General features: G+C 48.9%; 19 protein-coding genes. 10 read left to right on the forward strand and 9 right to left on the reverse strand.

Annotated elements, in window-relative coordinates:
- Positions 1 to 128: 128 nt before the first annotated feature.
- On the forward strand, positions 129 to 3,164 hold the full coding sequence (locus ACO0LG_RS14725; protein ID WP_423027572.1) for a hypothetical protein: 3,036 nt from the start codon (positions 129 to 131) through the stop codon (positions 3,162 to 3,164).
- 6 nt (positions 3,165 to 3,170) lie between these two features.
- Here the strand turns inward: ACO0LG_RS14725 and ACO0LG_RS14730 are convergent, their stop codons facing one another.
- Both ACO0LG_RS14730 and ACO0LG_RS14735 read right to left on the reverse strand, forming a co-directional pair.
- Positions 3,171 to 3,383, reverse strand: coding sequence for a hypothetical protein (locus ACO0LG_RS14730; RefSeq protein ID WP_423027574.1), 213 nt, complete (start codon positions 3,381 to 3,383; stop codon positions 3,171 to 3,173).
- 175 nt (positions 3,384 to 3,558) lie between these two features.
- Positions 3,559 to 3,684: a hypothetical protein gene (locus tag ACO0LG_RS14735; protein ID WP_423027576.1), complete on the reverse strand. Its 126-nt coding sequence runs from the start codon at positions 3,682 to 3,684 to the stop codon at positions 3,559 to 3,561.
- Between ACO0LG_RS14735 and ACO0LG_RS14740 the strand changes: the two genes are divergently transcribed.
- The 5 genes from ACO0LG_RS14740 (at position 3,683) to ACO0LG_RS14760 (ending at position 8,302) form a co-directional block, all read left to right on the forward strand.
- Positions 3,683 to 4,216 carry a DotD/TraH family lipoprotein gene (locus ACO0LG_RS14740; RefSeq protein ID WP_423027578.1) on the forward strand — a complete coding sequence of 178 codons (534 nt, stop codon included), beginning with the start codon at positions 3,683 to 3,685 and terminating at the stop codon, positions 4,214 to 4,216. The genes ACO0LG_RS14735 and ACO0LG_RS14740 overlap by 2 nt on opposite strands.
- 18 nt (positions 4,217 to 4,234) lie before the next feature.
- Complete coding sequence (locus ACO0LG_RS14745) at positions 4,235 to 5,179, forward strand: type IV secretory system conjugative DNA transfer family protein (RefSeq protein ID WP_423027580.1); 945 nt, start codon at positions 4,235 to 4,237, stop codon at positions 5,177 to 5,179.
- A 13-nt stretch (positions 5,180 to 5,192) separates the two neighbouring features.
- On the forward strand, positions 5,193 to 6,446 hold the full coding sequence (locus ACO0LG_RS14750; RefSeq protein WP_423027582.1) for a type IV pilus twitching motility protein PilT: 1,254 nt from the start codon (positions 5,193 to 5,195) through the stop codon (positions 6,444 to 6,446).
- 18 nt (positions 6,447 to 6,464) lie between these two features.
- Positions 6,465 to 6,752, forward strand: coding sequence for an IcmT/TraK family protein (gene icmT, locus ACO0LG_RS14755; RefSeq protein WP_423027584.1), 288 nt, complete (start codon positions 6,465 to 6,467; stop codon positions 6,750 to 6,752).
- A 110-nt stretch (positions 6,753 to 6,862) separates the two neighbouring features.
- Positions 6,863 to 8,302 (forward strand): hypothetical protein, encoded by a 1,440-nt coding sequence (locus ACO0LG_RS14760; protein WP_423027586.1) that lies wholly within the window; start codon positions 6,863 to 6,865, stop codon positions 8,300 to 8,302.
- Between the two features lie 77 nt (positions 8,303 to 8,379).
- Here ACO0LG_RS14760 and ACO0LG_RS14765 read toward each other — a convergent pair whose 3' ends face one another.
- From ACO0LG_RS14765 to ACO0LG_RS14780, 4 genes are read right to left on the reverse strand one after another with little or no spacing between them, the layout of a single operon-like run.
- Entirely contained in the window at positions 8,380 to 8,796 is a 417-nt protein-coding gene (locus ACO0LG_RS14765; RefSeq protein WP_423027588.1) for a hypothetical protein, read from the reverse strand.
- On the reverse strand, positions 8,786 to 9,439 hold the full coding sequence (locus ACO0LG_RS14770; protein WP_423027590.1) for a hypothetical protein: 654 nt from the start codon (positions 9,437 to 9,439) through the stop codon (positions 8,786 to 8,788). The genes ACO0LG_RS14765 and ACO0LG_RS14770 overlap by 11 nt, the downstream gene beginning before the upstream one ends.
- Positions 9,436 to 9,876, reverse strand: coding sequence for a hypothetical protein (locus ACO0LG_RS14775; RefSeq protein WP_423027592.1), 441 nt, complete (start codon positions 9,874 to 9,876; stop codon positions 9,436 to 9,438). Before ACO0LG_RS14775 ends, ACO0LG_RS14770 begins: the two co-directional genes overlap by 4 nt.
- Entirely contained in the window at positions 9,876 to 10,754 is an 879-nt protein-coding gene (locus tag ACO0LG_RS14780) for a hypothetical protein (protein ID WP_423027593.1), read from the reverse strand. The genes ACO0LG_RS14775 and ACO0LG_RS14780 overlap by 1 nt, the downstream gene beginning before the upstream one ends.
- A gap of 313 nt (positions 10,755 to 11,067) precedes the next feature.
- Here ACO0LG_RS14780 and ACO0LG_RS14785 point away from each other — a divergent pair, with 313 nt between their 5' ends.
- Positions 11,068 to 11,757, forward strand: a complete 690-nt coding sequence (locus tag ACO0LG_RS14785) for a thiol:disulfide interchange protein DsbA/DsbL (RefSeq protein WP_423027595.1) — start codon at positions 11,068 to 11,070, stop codon at positions 11,755 to 11,757.
- A 7-nt stretch (positions 11,758 to 11,764) separates the two neighbouring features.
- Here the strand turns inward: ACO0LG_RS14785 and ACO0LG_RS14790 are convergent, their stop codons facing one another.
- Positions 11,765 to 12,295, reverse strand: a complete 531-nt coding sequence (locus ACO0LG_RS14790; RefSeq protein WP_423027597.1) for a PH domain-containing protein — start codon at positions 12,293 to 12,295, stop codon at positions 11,765 to 11,767.
- 115 nt (positions 12,296 to 12,410) lie between these two features.
- Positions 12,411 to 12,749, reverse strand: coding sequence for a hypothetical protein (locus ACO0LG_RS14795; RefSeq protein ID WP_423027599.1), 339 nt, complete (start codon positions 12,747 to 12,749; stop codon positions 12,411 to 12,413).
- 445 nt (positions 12,750 to 13,194) lie between these two features.
- Between ACO0LG_RS14795 and ACO0LG_RS14800 the strand changes: the two genes are divergently transcribed.
- The 3 genes from ACO0LG_RS14800 (at position 13,195) to ACO0LG_RS14810 (ending at position 15,183) form a co-directional block, all read left to right on the forward strand.
- Positions 13,195 to 14,034: a hypothetical protein gene (locus ACO0LG_RS14800; RefSeq protein ID WP_423027601.1), complete on the forward strand. Its 840-nt coding sequence runs from the start codon at positions 13,195 to 13,197 to the stop codon at positions 14,032 to 14,034.
- Positions 14,035 to 14,120: 86 nt separating this feature from the next.
- Positions 14,121 to 14,363, forward strand: coding sequence for a hypothetical protein (locus ACO0LG_RS14805; RefSeq protein ID WP_423027603.1), 243 nt, complete (start codon positions 14,121 to 14,123; stop codon positions 14,361 to 14,363).
- Between the two features lie 472 nt (positions 14,364 to 14,835).
- A complete protein-coding gene (locus ACO0LG_RS14810; protein ID WP_423027605.1) occupies positions 14,836 to 15,183 on the forward strand; it encodes a hypothetical protein in 348 nt (115 codons plus the stop codon).
- 42 nt (positions 15,184 to 15,225) lie between these two features.
- Here ACO0LG_RS14810 and ACO0LG_RS14815 read toward each other — a convergent pair whose 3' ends face one another.
- Positions 15,226 to 16,119 (reverse strand): hypothetical protein, encoded by an 894-nt coding sequence (locus ACO0LG_RS14815; protein ID WP_423027607.1) that lies wholly within the window; start codon positions 16,117 to 16,119, stop codon positions 15,226 to 15,228.
- Positions 16,120 to 16,577: the final 458 nt, after the last annotated feature.

A 16,577-nucleotide genomic window follows, 5' to 3' on the forward strand; every position in this document is an offset into this window, starting at 1 on the left:
ATTCATCTCGTGTCCATGTAACGTGCATGTTGTACCGGGGTATAGGCAGAGAAACATCACTTGATGTTTCCAGATGATAGGGTTGGTGTACCGATTATCTGGAGTACCGCTATTTGATCGGGGAAACTATGTCGGTTGTAAATTCTGTTCTTGAAGGTGTTGATGAATTCGTCTATTGGGCCGGCTCCATGTTCAGGAGCTCTGCTTCTGTCTACTGTGAACTGGAAACCACAGACGATGAGAGCACCCTGGTCGCCAAAGATGGCTCTCTGATCAGTTTTATACGCATAGATGGGGCAAGGTTTCTGGTTGGCGTGGAAGAATTTGCTTCCATTCACCGTTCACTGATGCAGGGAATAGAAGCTTTCTTCGGCAATCCCGGGCATCATATGCAAATCGTCTTTGGCTGCGACAAAGATTTTGTCGTGCGTGACATCACTTATGCCCTCGATGGCTCCAGGGAAACAGCCAGGAACCTGCAAATGGATGTGCAGGACATGTTCGATGCAAAAGTGGCGCACATGTCGCAATATACCTCGCATGAAGAATGCTACCTGGTGTTGTGGACTCATGGATCATCCATGACTAAGGCCGAATCCGCTTCAGCGAACAAAGAAAAAGTCCAGTTCAACAAAGAACATAGTGTGCCCATCATGAAGCACAGCCAGTATCTGTTCGCCGCGATCCGTGAATTGCGCGACAGGCACAGTTCTTTCAAGCGTTCCGTCAAACTGGAGCTGGAGACGGCGGGTCTGGATTGTGAAATCCTTGATGCGCATAGTGCCTTGCGTGTAGCGCGCATGTCCTATGACGCTGATTACACCGACGAATTGTGGAAACCAAGATTGTTGGGTGATAAATTATCCCCCCGTGCTTTTGAAAATCCACATCCGCGCGATATTTCAGACATCCTGTATCCGCGCATAGAACATCAGATCATGCCGCGTGATGCTGAAGAATTGAATGGCAAGTGGTTGCGCATCGGTGACCGCATTATTGCGCCTGTGCATGTCTATCTTTTTCCCAAAGATATCAATACTTTCCAAAGGCTGTTTGCGCGCCTCAGGGAGGCGGATTTGCCGTGGCGTTATTCGATGATGATGGAAGGCGGAGGAGTGCGCGGATTCGGTATGAAATCCATGATCGCTGCGCTGATTTCGTTTGCCTCGTCAAATAACAAGCTCGCCAATAATGCGGTGCAGGCATTACAGAACTATCAGGACATGGAAGGCGGCACCGTTGTGAAAGTGTCGATGTCGTTTGCTACCTGGGCACCAGTCGGTGAAGAAAAACTCTTGCGCAGCCGTGAACAAAGGCTGGCGCGTGCCATCGAAGGCTGGGGTGGTATAGAGGTGTTCGACAAGAGTGGCGACCCGTTCGAAGGAGTTGCGTCCACTCTGGTCGGTTTTTCGACAAAGAATATGGGCACGCCAGCGATTGCTCCCTTGCCGGACATCGTCTATATGATGCCTTTGCAGCGCCCGGCATCGTCGTGGAAAGAGGGTGCAGTATTATTCCGCTCGCCGGATGGCAAACTGTGGCCTTATCAGCCTGGTTCCAGCAAGCAGACGACCTGGATTGATATCATTTTTGCGAAGCCAGGTTCCGGTAAGTCAGTCTTGTCGAATATGTTGAACTGGGCGATTTGCGTGATGCCCGGCCTCAAGCGCCTGCCGCGCATTTCCGTCATTGATATCGGCCCTTCATCAAGCGGTTTGATTTCCCTGGTCAAGGATGCCCTGCCGCCGAATCTCAAACATCTGGCCAATTATTTCCGTCTGCGCATGACGCCGGAATATGCAGTTAATCCTTTTGATACCCAGCTTGGCTATCACTACCCTATCCCGCAAGAGCGCGCATTCCTGGTGAACTTGTTGACGCTGTTGACCATGCCCATGGGTAAGACCGAGCCCTATGATGGTATGCCGGATATTTGCGGCATGGTGGTGGATGAAGCTTACCGCCTGTATTCACCAGAGAAAAGTCCCAAGCGTTACTCTGAACACCAGGATGAAAAAGTCGATGCCGCTGTCAGGTCACTGGGCCTGCATACCGATGAAATTACTACCTGGTGGGACATCACCGACGAATTGTTCAGGCACGGCATGGTGCATGAAGCCATCCTGGCCCAGCGCTTTGCCGTACCTAACATGAATGATCTGACATCGGTTGTGCAGGATCAGTCTTTCAGGGACGTATATACCAAACCAAAAACAGCAACTTCCGAAACCATCGTCGATGCGTTTTCGCGCATGATACAGTCCGTCTTGCGTGAGTATCCGGTACTGACATCAACCACCAGGTTCGATATCGGTGATACACGTATCGTCGCCATCGATCTGGATGAAGTGGCTAAATCAGGCGGTGCTGCGGCCGACCGCCGCACCGGTATCATGTACATGCTGGGCCAGTTCATCGGCACCCGCAACTTTTTCTTTAATGAAGAGAATTTGCAGGAATGCCGTTCTCTGTACAAGGCCTACCACAAAGGCCGCGTGGATGAAATCAAGGAAGATCCGAAACGCGTGGTCTTCGATGAGTTCCATAGGACAGAAAATTCGCCCGTGGTGCGTGACCAGGTGCTGGTTTATATGCGAGAGGGGCGTAAATGGGGTGTACAAGTTTGCCTGCTGTCGCAATCCATGAATGACTTTGATAAAGAAATGGTGGAGTTTGCGACGTCCATCTTTGTACTCGATGGTGGTGATGCTGCCCAGGTCAAGGAAATTGGCGACCGTTTTGGTTTGTCGAAAACCGCACGTCATGCGCTGGAGTCTGGCCGGGTTCACCCGCCGCGCTCGGGCGGTTCGACTTTCCTGGCAATTTTCTCGACCAAGAAACACAGGAACGAGCAATTGCTGACCAACACTGTCGGCCCCATGGAATTATGGGCATTCTCAACCACGCGTAAAGACACCATCCTCAGGGACAAGCTCTACCGCGCCATAGGATCTTCCAAAGCCAGAAGGGTATTGGCAGAAAATTTCCCTGACGGATCAGCTATGGATGAAATAGAGCGCAGGGAATTGGCCAGAAAATCCGCTACCGGCATGATAGGCGAGGATGATGATACCAATATCATTGAAGCCATGGCGGAGGAGTTACTGAAGTATTCCCATAAAAAAGACCACGAAGAGAAAAAGCGCGCAGCAGCACTGGTATAGGGTAGCTCAGGTATGAGGATCTGAACCGGAACGGACCGCAATCGCTGTCCGTTCCAGTGTGAACATGCTGATGAGCGTTGGTACAGCACGCATCATGCTTGTTGTTGCTAATGCTGGTAACGCCTGCTTACTCAGCTTGTTCAGCCATCTTTCGATGGCACTGTATGCCACCAGCAAATCCAGCAATGCTTTGCTCTCAATTTCCCTTAAGCAATGCATGCCTGCGCCCGTCTGAATGTTGTCGCCGCGGGTGATTGCGCGCTCTGTTGCAAGAAAATCAGAATCTGCTGCGCCTTGGAAAATACTCTGTTTCAGCGCTGTAATTTCAACAAAATCTGCAAATATTTTATGCTATCATTGTCTTAAAGTTTTCGTATTATTTTGATTTTCATTCTTAGAAATGGAAATAAACAGGTTTTTTCAATAGTTTGCCAGATTGATGCTGATGAAAATCCTGCACCGACAGGGCTTTAAACGATGCGCGTTTGATGCGCGCTTGCAACTCAGAGACTTCATCCATGAACCAGATCAAATTCGCTGTTAGCTTGTTAGTTGTTTCTGCAACCCTGGCTGGCTGCCAGACGAGAAACCCCAGGGTGGCAGAAGACCAGAAATCGCGTTTGTCAGAGACAGTGACATTGCAACAGCAATTGTTATCGACCGCAGACTCTATAGAGCGCAATTCGCAATTGCTGGCAGAGGCGAGCAATACCCGCGCTGCGGTTGAAAAAGCCCAGCTCTCGCCCGCACAACAAGTGAAGATGGATAAGGCGGCGAATACCAAAGAACCGTATGGCATGACGTCGAAAATCAGCTTTGTCTGGGAAGCTGGCCCGATACAGGAAGTGGCACGTCAGATGGCAATACGTTCTGGCTATGAATACATGCAACCTGAAGGCAGTGTGCCTGCCATACCTGTCATGGTGAAAATCAATGCCAGGGAGCAGTCCATCGCTTCCATTTTGCGCGATGCTGGTTTGCAGGCAGGTTCACGCGCGGACATCGTGGTTGATGAAGCAAGAAGAAAAGTGTTGGTTCGTTTCTTTGACTAATATTGATATGGGTCTTGTATGTTCAAATTAAGTCAAATTGCCGTTGCATCCCTGATTGTATTGTGCGCCACCACTGCTTTTGCTTACGATAGCAAAAGCGAGCCCGTCACACTGAATCTGAATGCCAGCAACACGGTCAGAGAGTCTGCTGCGCCGACCTTGGATGATTTTTCTGCAGAAAATATTGCCAAGGCCAAACGCAGTGAAGATGATCCATTCAAGGGGAGCGATATCCGCGACCTGCGTGTAGCAGCCGTGCGCGAAGCTGCCTATGCCTTGGGCATACGCAATGGTCTGGTTGCCAGGTCTATTCTGATCAAGGAATTCCTGTACCGTCACCGTTCTGAGATGGACAGGATATTCAACTTTGCACCATTGATGCTGGATTGCGGCAAGGAAGAAAAAAACCGCTATTCGCAAAAATTGATTGCTGAACGTCCAAATGAAAACTGTGTCATGCAGCCGCCAGTCATACTGGGTGCAAAAAATCTGTTGAGCGACAAAGATGGCCAGGGTGATGTGCTGCGTTATTCCAAGGCCAGCTTCCGCATCAAAAAGCAGGCACGCCTAATTACCACCATTCCTATCTGGGAAAATTACCTGGTGTTTGATGCAGGTACGCCGGGCAATGATGTACACCCCAGCCTGTTCCCTAAAAGTGATGAAGAAAAGCGTGTCTGGAACCAGGCGCTGGCAGAGGGCTGGGACAAAGGTGTCGATCAGGCGAATGCGATTTACCGTCAAAACCTGGCGATGCTGAATGAAGACTTTTCCGGCATGCAGCGCTATCAATATCTGTTGCTGCAAAACCTGGTGACCAAGCCCTTTGTCTCGCGCAATCGCCTTGGCGTCACTGGCAATGGCAAGACCGGCATATCGATTGATGATATTACGCTGACGATTACCGAGCGCCCTGAATTCAATCTGAATTCTAACGACTGGATGCTGTTCCCCAGCTTTTGATAGCGAGTTAATTATGTCAGCGCTTGTACAGCCCATTTCACTTGCTCCCAAGCCAGCAAAAAACCACGACGTCAATTTCGACCGCGAGGCGGTCGAAGCACGTTATGCGTTCAAGGATGTACCTAATACCTTTGAGCAAAACTCTTTTCGCAGATTATTGCAGCATTGTCTCGACATAGGCGTATCAGATATTTACCTGAAGACCGGTGACCCGGTCAAGGTCAGGGTAGGCAAGCCTATCTTCAAGCTTACCAAGCGCAGCCTGGAAACCAGTGAACTCAATACCATCGTCACTGAGGTCTATGGCACCAATGGTCCGTCCAAACTCGGTAGTGGCGAAGCAATTGACTATGCCTATGAATTGAAGCTCGAAGGGCAGCGTGGCGTATCCGTGCGTTTTCGTATGAATGCTACCGGCTGTCTTTCGCCTTCAGGGCCAGGCGTAGAAATCGTTATGCGTCCTTTGCAGGAAAATCCGCCAGAAATTTCTACCATGAAGTTGCCTCCCGAGCTGATGGAGCAACTGTTCCCCGAAATTGGCCTGGTGCTGGTGACGGGTGAAACCGGGTCAGGCAAGACGACCTTGCTGGCGGCGGTCATTCGCTACATTCTTGAGCAGCCTGAGTCGAATAAACGCATATTGACCGGTGAAGACCCTATCGAATTTGTTTTTGACAAGTGCAAGCGCTATTCATCGATGGTGGCGCAGCACGAGATAGGCCGTCATCTGAAGTCATTTTCAGAATTTATCCGCAATGCAGTGCGACGTGACCCGAATATCCTCATGGTCGGCGAAATGCGTGACCATGAAACCATTAATGCCGGGATTATGGCCGCGCAGGTGGGTAAGGCGGTGTATTCCACCCTGCATACCAATTCGGTAGGCCAGACCTGGAAGCGTATGGTGAATGTGTTCCCGCATGAAGAGCGGGTATCCAAGATGGTCGATCTGATCGATACCACCAAGGTGATTCTTACCCAGCGCTTGGTTGCTTCGACTGAGAAAAATGATGACGGTAACTTCAAACGCATCGCGTTGCGTGAGTATCTGGTATTTGACGATGACGTGAAAACCCGTCTGATAGAACAGGTAGGTGCTGACGTGAATATGCTGCCTTTCCTGACGCACTCCATCGTCAAGGAAAGAAAGCAGTTGCTGGTGGATGAGGCCAGGCGGTACTACCGTGAAGGCATGATTTCCGAGATCGAATACAAAAAATATGAAGTCAGTGCCAGCCAGGCAGAGCGTATGCTGGGCAGTGAATGAACCTGATAAGGAGTTGAGATGGCAAATAATATAGATGACGGCACTTCGAAAGTAATCTGGCGTGACTCAGCCAGGGAGTTACGCTTTCTGGGCATTAACTATGTTGCGGTATTCCCGCTCGTATTCTGGTTATTGCACGCCAATATGTTCACCTTTGTGGTGGCTATCACCGTGATTGTGGCATTGACGATACTGGAGCGTTTCAAGTATTCGCCCATGGTGGTATTTCGCCTGGTTCGTTGCTTTATCGGCGGTAAAGTCCGCTATGCAAAAAACTGGAACGAGATGAAACGTTACCGTAGTTAGTGGTGCTCACCAGCATCGCCTGCGCCGATCGACATCGTGGCGATAGCAAGGCGTTAGCACCAAATAAGAATTCAATTTTTTGTAGCGTCGCGCTACCGGAGTAATTACTGATGAAATATCCACGCAATTTATTGAGCATCCTGGTTTCCAGTATTTTTGCCACTGGATTTGCGGCCTACGCGCCTGTTGCCGTGGCAGGCTTTGAAGTTGTCAGCAATTCCAATACACCCTATGTCTATCAGATATCTGGTGCGCAGAGAAAAGTCGTTGATGTCCGTGAAGAGCGGGTAATAGGTGCTACCGCCAATACCTTGCACCATGGCCACATTGATATGGAGATGGTCATGATACCGGTGGCTGCCAACAAGGGCGTGGATATGCTCACAGGCTTGCGCGGCATCGTACCGGAAAGCCAGGGCTGGCGCGTGTTCGCGCTGAAAGGCGTGAATCTCAGGAATAAAATAGAGTGGAACAGCGCTCAGGCCTGGGTGATTGCGCTCGATGGTGTGCTACTCAAGCACAAGCTGATTGCCGATATCAACTGGGAAAGCCGTGAAATCACTTTGGCCCCTATGTCCAACCGCAGCTATGCATCACAGTTGCTCAGCCAGGGCAAGGACAAGAGCATATTGCGCCATGTAACAGTCAGGCAGCAATTTGAGACCCCAGAGCCTCTGATCGCCCTGCGCCTGCAACCGGCACAAGCTGCGATTACGGAAGCGCGCGCAGTACCAATTGCGAGTGTGGATGTGCCCGTGCGTGCACTGGGTGAAGTCGGTGACAATCGCGGCAATACCAATGTTGGTGTCAAAGTGTCTGATGATACGATAGACAGCATGATCAGCCAGCGCGTGGAGCAGGCGACCAGGGCAAAAATGGCGCAGCTTGAAGTTCTGGAGGCACAGTACCGCGAAAAGCTCGAACAGTTGAATGCCCGGAGCAAGCAGGTCAAGCCAGAACCTTCATCTGTCCCACAGGATGCGACTACCGTCAAGCCAGTGGCACAACCTATCAGCTTTGAAGAAGGTGATGTCAAACCTGCCTCTGCTGGCAGAATGATACGCGCTGACTACCGCTTCCCGCGGCCTGCTGCAGGCGGCTATAGGATGAGCAAGATGGATCTGTCTGCGGCAGTTGCAGGTGGGGATGAGATCAGGCCCACTATTACCAAGGCCAGGTTTGCTGTTGCAGAGGCGCAAGCTACTTCATCAGTAGTCGATAATAATGTCATCACAGAAGTAGCGACGACATCGGCAAATAGCAGTGTAGTCTCTTTCCCTGTGCAGGCGAATGTGGAAGTACAGGAAGCACCCCTCACCAAATGGGAAATTTCATTGAATGACAAAACCTTGCGCAACGCACTGTTACGCCTGGCATCAAAGAATGGTTACTCGCTGTCTTACCAGACCAAGGATCAGGATATCAAGATGGGTGGAACCTTCTTTGGTACTTTTGATGGTGCCTTGCGTGAAATTGAAATTGCCACCGGCAAGCGTATCCGTCAGGTGGAATCAAGGTTGCTGGGGCGCTTGATTATCGTTACCGACTAAGCAGGACATCGACCAACAAAAAAGCACCGCAAATGACAATAAAGCGGTGCTTTTTTTATGTGCATTTTTTATGCATTTCAGATGGCAGAGCGACGCGCAAAGCTACGCCATAAATTACTGCGAGAGGCTTCAATTTCCCTGCGCTCTTCATGCAATTGGGCGACCAGACCCCGTATGCCGTTCAAGTCGCTCAAAGCCAGTGCTTGCTGACGTATTTGCTGCACCAGTTGCAGGGATTCCAGGGTATCGAGTTCCAGGCCATCATTGACGAGTATGCTCAATACTTTTGCCGAGAATTCGTCGTCCCAGATTTCGGTGGCATTCCCTATGCGTTTAATGATAGTGGATGTGGCCGGGTCAAAAGACTCTTCCAGGCCAGCGCTCATATGCTCGATAAAGCACAATCTGTCCTTGACACCATCTGCCAGCGTGAACACGATTTTTTCACTACCCTTGTCCTTGATCAGGTAAAAGCACGCATTTTCAATTTCCATTTCTGATTCCTGTATTGGACTGTTTTGCTTCCTCTGTTTCCAGTGTCAAGTCATGATGGATGGGCGAGAGGGTATTCAGTATTTCCCTGGCTTTGACACCGATTTGCTGTATGTTCTTTTGTAGATGCTCTGAACGTTCCTGGCGTGAAATATCAAAGGCCAGCAAACCGGCGATATTGATACTCAATTTGCGGAAGGTCTCCAGTTCCTTGAGCAACATCTGATTCTCTGGTAATTGCAGTGACTCAGCCTTGATGTTTTTGGTATCAAGCCCTGTCAACCTGGCGGCCATATCGACGCGGGCAGCCTGGGTATTGAGGCTGGTCAATTGTTTTTGTATGAGGAAAAGATTGCAGCGTTCCACTGCCCCGGCATACTTGACGTCAAACGATTGCGGACTACAGGCCGCGTCTGAAGCCGAGAAATCAGGTTTGCCGCCTGATTGCAAAAGTTGGTTCAATTCTTCCAGCCGGTTCTTCGCCATTGTGCCTTCCTTCCTGATATCCATGCCCCGTTCTTTGTGCAACATGGATGAGATATCATCCTGTGCCAATGCCCTGATGGCATCGTCCCTGTAGCAGCCTGCGTGGCCATCGTCGTCACGCTTTTGTTCCAGCGTGTGTAGCAAAAGTGTGTAGCTCAAATTGCTTCTCCTTCTTCCCTTGCCTGGTGTGTTGCCGGTGCATTCGCTATCCATGCATCCAGGCTCAGTTCATAGGCCACAAATAAATCTGCCTGTTGAATAATTTTTGATGACCATGCGGCTGGAAATACCAGCCATACACCAAAGATCCGCAGTAAACTCATGCATTGCAAATCTATAAACCAGCCCTGTTTATTCTTGAGACTGGCACCGTATGCTTCATTGACTTGCGTAGTCAGGCGTAAATCCAGGCCACCGCCCAGCATGAAACTCCTGATCACGAAAGCAAAGAAGAGCAAGATGTAAAAGCCAGCCAGTATTTCAAAGCGATAAGCGATGTTTTTTACCATCAGCAATAAGACCGGCAGTGCCAACAATACTCCACCGAGTAAAAGATAGCTCAGCAATACCAGGCTGACCCGTGCTTTTGAAGCCATCAGATTCCCCAGTTAACCGCGATGGCAAGTAAAACCAGGGCACTGCAACTACACAGCTTGACACGCAGATTCCACACCACTTCGCGAAAGTTTTTCTCAGGTCCCTCGCCCTTCACATACACCCGGTAATGCTGGGTTACATGCGTGATCACGTAGATCATCAGTGGAATGATGGCCAGCGAGGCACGCCCCATCCTGCTGGCTTGTTCTATCAGGTGATATGCCATGGTCAGAGCAAAGGTGGCCCCGCTCAAGCCCAGCAGATAAGCCATCAGGTGGCGATCATAAATGCCGCCTGCCATCATGTAGCTATGGTCTTCATTGGTAATGGTGGAGACTTCCAGCATCGAGGTCAGCCTTACTGCATACACCATCACGCCAAACATATAGACCAGCACGATCTGCGTTGCAAACAGGGGTAGCATGGTGTCCAGCGTGCCGGCAACGGCAGGGATCAGATAAAACAACGGGAAGCTCAGTACATCGACCAGCCAGACCTGGCGCAATACCAGACCATACAACAGCGCGAGGACAGCCATGGCCATCACGAACCAGCTGCTATGTATGCCCTTGGTATATAAGCTGGACAGGATGGTGGCCGTGACAAATAGCACGACAGCCAGGCTCGCAATGACTTTCCAGTCAAAGCGCCGGGACAATCGTCTTTCGGTATCGGACAACAGGCGGACATTTTTTTTCAGACTGATGGCAGTGACAAGTAATTCTGAAGCGATGCCAGCCAGCAGAAAAGGAAAAAAGAACCAGAAAGAAATGGCGAGATAATTGGTCTCAAACAGTTTTCTTGCATAGAAAATACCCATCAGGGCGAAAAAGCCTGAAGCCCAATGCGGCCATCGGGCCAGTTTCCAATACTCCATTCGCGACCTCGTTTGTTCTTTTACATAGTTCAGCCAGGTGGCTCACCGGCGTGATGTATTGTGTGCCGGTGTCGGCATGGGCACGCTGAGTGCGCAATCCTGGCTGACAGTTGCGCATACAAAATACTCACATCAACTCACCCAAATGATTATATTCGTTTAATCATCAGAGTTTAACTCAATATAAATACAAAATAAATCGCTATTGGAAAAGAATGACAAACCAGAAAATGTATTACTATTTCATTTATTGATCAAATTTGTATTGACGCGCAATGCAATATTGAAACTACAGTGAAATTTGGACTCGCAGATGCAAAACAAAACTATGTGGAAGATTTTTCTTAAAATTACTGGAATTTTTCTGAGTGCAGGCCTGATGTTTGCCTGTACAGATACGGGTAAATCCAAAGAATTGGTGCAGGCTGCGATGGCAGCCCAGCCTGAAGATAAAAAGATTCTTGAATTCTTTATGTATACCTGCCCACATTGCCGCGCTGTTGAGCCCAGTGTCAATAGTTGGCAGGCCAAGCAATCTGTGCTGTTTCAGCAAGGCATTTATGCGTTTGAGCAGATACCGGCAGTTTTTTCTGCCAACTGGCGTAGTGACAGCAAGGTAGGTGAAAGAGAGGCCGCGATCTTTTACACACTGCGCAGAATGGGGCTGGAGCATCAGTTGCGTGCCAAACTGTTTATTGCCATCCAGGACAAGAGCCTGAATGCGGGAGACCCTGACTCCATCCAGAGTTTTTTGCAAAAAGAGGCTGTCCCGGTGGCAGAATTCGTCACGACCATCAAGAGTGCTGAAATAAAGGCAGACGTGAACCGTGCTGAAATGCTGACCAGGCAATACGGTATTTACTCCGTGCCCGTGTTCATTCTGTTCAACCGAGCCCTGATCCTGCCGCAAGAGTATGCCGACAACCAGGCGGTTGAAGCCGCCTTGCTGAGTCAGGTGAAAGAGTTTTATACCAAAAATGCCGGTAAGCCCTCAGCATTTTGAGCAGGTATCAGGTCTGGATGATGGAGGTAATCTTGCGCCTGCTGCGTTCCCGCAAAGAGCATTCACGCAATTGATCGGCCAGGTTTTCCAGGTCATCAATGCCATAGATGCTGATGACCGGCGAGCTGGCATCGGATGACCTGAGTCTGATACTGCTATAACCCGCCAGACGCATGCCCAGAGGTTTATAGACATCAAAATGTTCTATCGTGAACAGCTCCACGCTTTCCATCAATTTGGACAATACGCCGTGCTCTATCTTGATACGCTGGGTAGTGATCTGATAGGTGACTGAGATACTCTCCATCCAATAATAAATAAAGGCAATACCAAGGGTGCAGATCACGACCAGCCATTGCCAGGCGCTATAGATGATTGCCGGGTGTCCTGAATACAGAATATGTTCTGTCTCTGCCTCTTGATCGACCGCAGCCGTTTTGAGATTGGAATTGCAAAAGCGGCATTTTAAGGCGCCAACTTTAATCGTTTCGCGGCATACCGGGCATGGCATGCTCTCTTCATTGTATTGCTCGCTCATTCATATCCTTATTTATAGGGCGCAATTGCAGGGGAAGTAGTAGATGCAGCAGGCGAAAGCTTATTCTATTGCTTCAGGCCTATTCATGCCGGATGTGAATGCAAAAAAAAGCCATTTATTCTTCATCTTCAAAGGGAGTTGGCGCGCACGTATCCTTATATGTCGTTGGCATAGGTGTGGGCATAGCGGGAATATTGGTGCTTGGCAGCAATTCAGGTAGCGCCAACACGCAATTCTGCGTGGGTTGGGTGACCTGTCCATTCACCAAGGCGTCGCCATGCCGCAAATGCCACAAAGCGTGCAGGCTCATTTCCTTGGTGTCGCGTCGCCCGTCCGCATCCATGTCGAGTATGCTGCCTGGTGTGATATTCGGGTCCTTGAGATCGGGTGCTCGCTCCGTGTCGTCAGGTTTGACTAAGTTCGTACTTGCTCTTGCTTGGATGGAATTTTTCATTGTCTGCGGCGGGCTTGGTCTTGAGGGGCGCAGACTGCCTGTTCAGCATTTGCGCTGCGTTTTCTTGCTTGGGGCTGATTGTCGCTGTGCTTCAGCAATCAGCATTTACTTGGATTTATTGACTATTATTTAGTAATACTCTGCATATTTCAAGCAAGTTTTTAATTTCCATTTTTTCTTTTCCTTGCTATTGACTGATTATCTGTCTCTTACAGGCAGTAATAATTAGAATTGTTTGCAAATATATTATTCTTGATTTTGTTACTTTTATTTGTATAATCAATGGCTTGATATGATGTTGCTGTGCTGAATGACTGTCTGATGCAGGCAAAAATGCGCAAACTTCATGCAGCTACTGATGATTGATGAAGCGCTAACTGTTTTTGTTGCGGTGTTTTTTAATTGACTGATAAGGTTGAAACTGATGTGGCGGCATGAACTTGATATGGTTTCTTCCCTTGCCACTGAAAGTGCGCTTGCTGCACTCAGTGATGTGGGAAAGATCATTTCAAATAATGGCGGCATGCCAGACCCCTTGGTGTATTCAGGGTTGGCTTATGCGACAGATATGCTGCGGGTTGCCGGATTTGTTGCACCTACGGTATTTGCCAAAGAAATCCAGCACACATTTTCACAGGCCATATTAGGGACACGGGAAGTGCGGGCGTTCAAGCGCGCGATGACAATTCTGAGCTCGTACCTGAAGGATGCCATTCGCTTTGGTGCCGGGCCTACCCTGTATTTTTACGAAGAGGTGTTGTTGCTGTCGGATGTCTCAGGCCGTTTGCCACCTGCTTGCGGCAATTTCTTTGCCCCCTTTGTATTCTGGGATATTGAAGATGACCTGTACAAGAGCGTGCAGAGTCTCAGTCATGGTTTATCGCGTGAAGCCTACCAGGCTGCTTTGCTGGCTTTTTTGCGCAATAAGGATGTTGCAGGCCTCAAGGCCTTTGCCCAACTGTTTGTCAAAGTCGCAGAAGCGAATGAGAATACTTGCAGCTACTCGATGTGCAGAACCATGGCAGCTTTTTTTGCAGTGATCACCAGCAGCGATGCGTTTCTTAACCAGGATGAAATGCAATTGTTTTCCATCGTGGATGGTGTGTTTTTCAAACAGTCAGATACCGGGCATTTGCCTGAGCCTGCTTTCATATCGCGCCTTTTGCATGTGATTGCCAAGTCAACGGCAGATACATCCATGGTGCGCGAGACCCAGACTTATTTCAAGCTGGAAGGTTTGTTGTACGGGGCTGCACTCGGCCGACGCGAATCGATCCGCGCCTGAGGCTATCTTTTCTGCATGCAACGGATTCGGAATTCATTTTTGGCGCTAATACTTAGCTTTTTTAGGCGCTTTTTTAAGGGGGATGTATGGCATTGCCAATTCTGGCCAGCATGGCCGCAAAATATGTCGGTCAAAAAGTAATGGAAAAAGGGGTGGAGAAATTGGCAGAGTCTGTCATGTCCTCCGGGGTCTTGAAAGAAGGCTTGGGCAAACTCGACAAGGGCGGCAAGATGGATATGCCGTTTACGCCCTCAAAAATGTTGATGTCTTCAGTCACTGAACCACCAGTCAAATCACTGGCAAAAGATGCTGCGCTCTCGCTGAAATAAGTAGGGCTCTGGCGGGAACCATATTACTGTGGCCTGATGTTGTATCAGGGTAGCAGTCTGCTTGTAAGGAAAATGGGGAAGGCAGATAATCTGTTTTATCTAGAACTCATTTCATAAATAAGATGAGTGCGAACAAGACGATGTGGGATGCAATGCAAGGCCTGAGATGTGTACCCTGTGCAGCTAAGGCTCCTGCCTTAGTAAAGGGGAGGGCATACTACGCGCAGCAATGTGTCCAAATCGTCAGTTCCTGAAGGGTTTGCCTAATAGCGCGTGCTGGACTGCAGATGTTGGTCATTCGACTTGTTGTCAATGGCTTCCGCTATTGACTGCCGCGTCCATAGTCATACCATTGGCCAACCCACGTTATGGGGCAAACTTATCTCACCCCATTTATGAAATGAGTTCTGGATTAGTTGTGTGCGATCAATCCTGGGTCGCGCTCCATGCCACATTTATCTGCTAACCTGCCATGAAAATTTCGGATCTTGTTCTATTTGTCAGAATCTGGTTGTTGATGGCAACGCTTTGGTTCTTTGCCGCAGCTATTGAACGATTTACCTATCCCTTCCGATATGAGGGTGAGATCGCGGCTGCCGAGGTATTGAATCCGGTCGGTGATTGCAGAGGCTTGTCAGCAAAGACCAGGATTGCCTGGCGTCTGGCTGAAGATAAGAAAACGATAGAATATAAATGCCCTGCGTCGCGACCATGGCCATTTTATGCCACCAGTTCAAGCACAGAAATACCCAAGTCAATAGCGCAGGCCATTGCCGATAGCAAGAAGAGTGCAGCAAAGGTGAAAGAGGTCAAGCAATAGTAAATAGTAAGTGGCAGCAAGATAAATGCCGACATTTTCGCATTACATTGTTGGGGCGCTTCTGGCGGTGGCAGTGTGTTCAAGCTTTTGAGTGATTAACTCAAACAGTTCAGGCTCCACCTTGGTCCAGTTATCACCATTGAGTGTGCTGACAGCCGCATTTTCCTTTTCGCTGGCAGTCTGATAGGGGCCGATCACGCTGAATTGTGAATAGCCACCTGCTTCGCGGCGCAGTGTGAAAAAATCACCCTCTACGTCTTTGTAAGTACGTTCGGCAAATTTCTCATCGCCTTCACTGCCGTAACCAAAGTCGATGACTTCCAGTTTGGCTGGCATGATGCCGCTGTCAATATTACGTTGGTGAGTTGCCGTGTCTTCACGCTGTTCAATGAAATTGACTTGAAAGCTACCGCCCAGCATGGCACGCTTGGAAATTTCTGAGAGAGCATCGGTGATCAAAGACGCAGCATTGACGTTTTCCAATGCGACTTCATGAATATCTACACTGATCTGATGGGCGGATTTATCACCATCCACACCAGGATTGATCGTGATCGCAACATTGCCGAATTTTTCCAGCTTTTCGACTTCGGCGCGAATTTTATTATAGCGTTCGAAAATATCAGTACTGATCAGGCAGGCACCAGTGACTGTGACGGCGAGTTCGGGCTTGATTTCAAGTATGCCCTTTTCGCGCAAGATATTGGCGATTTCGACACGCGCATACATTTGAATTTGCTTGGGGTCCTCAAAGTAAAGTACCCCCGAAAGAACGCGGTCTTCTTCCGATTCAACATATTCAAAAATGCGGTCTAGTTGCTCTGGAGCGACAAATTCAGGATCAACTCCATTACGGCGAAGTACATCAAGAATATCTTCCTCCGTAAGATCGATAGTTGAGCCACTCATCTTTGTCCTCTTGCTTTCTTCAAGCAATTTTTTATTTTTAGCACGCGAGATATTACGAAATTAAAGTAGGAAAGTCAAACGCTGACCTTCCGGCTGCGGCACTACAGTATTTCAATTCCTGCCTCATTGCAGCCCGCAGTAACAGGTGATGTCAACACCTTGAACCACCTTGATTTCGTTGAGCAAATGCCTCTTATATCAAGCCTGATGAGTACAACATATTTCTTTGACATGTCGTGCGCAAATGAGGGCACTTTTCAGATTTTCAACTGGTAAAAGCACAAGTTTATTATTTCCAAATTGAATTCAGGAGCAAGCGCGATTGTCCATCAAAACGCTTGCTGAGCAGATTCGTTGACATTGCTAAATGTATAGGGCACGCTCGCGACTTTTTATAAGGCCTATTGTCGGGCATATGTGTGGACTTGGCATAAACCTTGTGATGGTCTTACAAAATGTAACACAATGACGTCTGATATTTGCCG

Source organism: Undibacterium sp. Ji42W (assembly GCF_049340405.1).
Classification (GTDB): Bacteria; Pseudomonadota; Gammaproteobacteria; order Burkholderiales; family Burkholderiaceae_D; genus Undibacterium.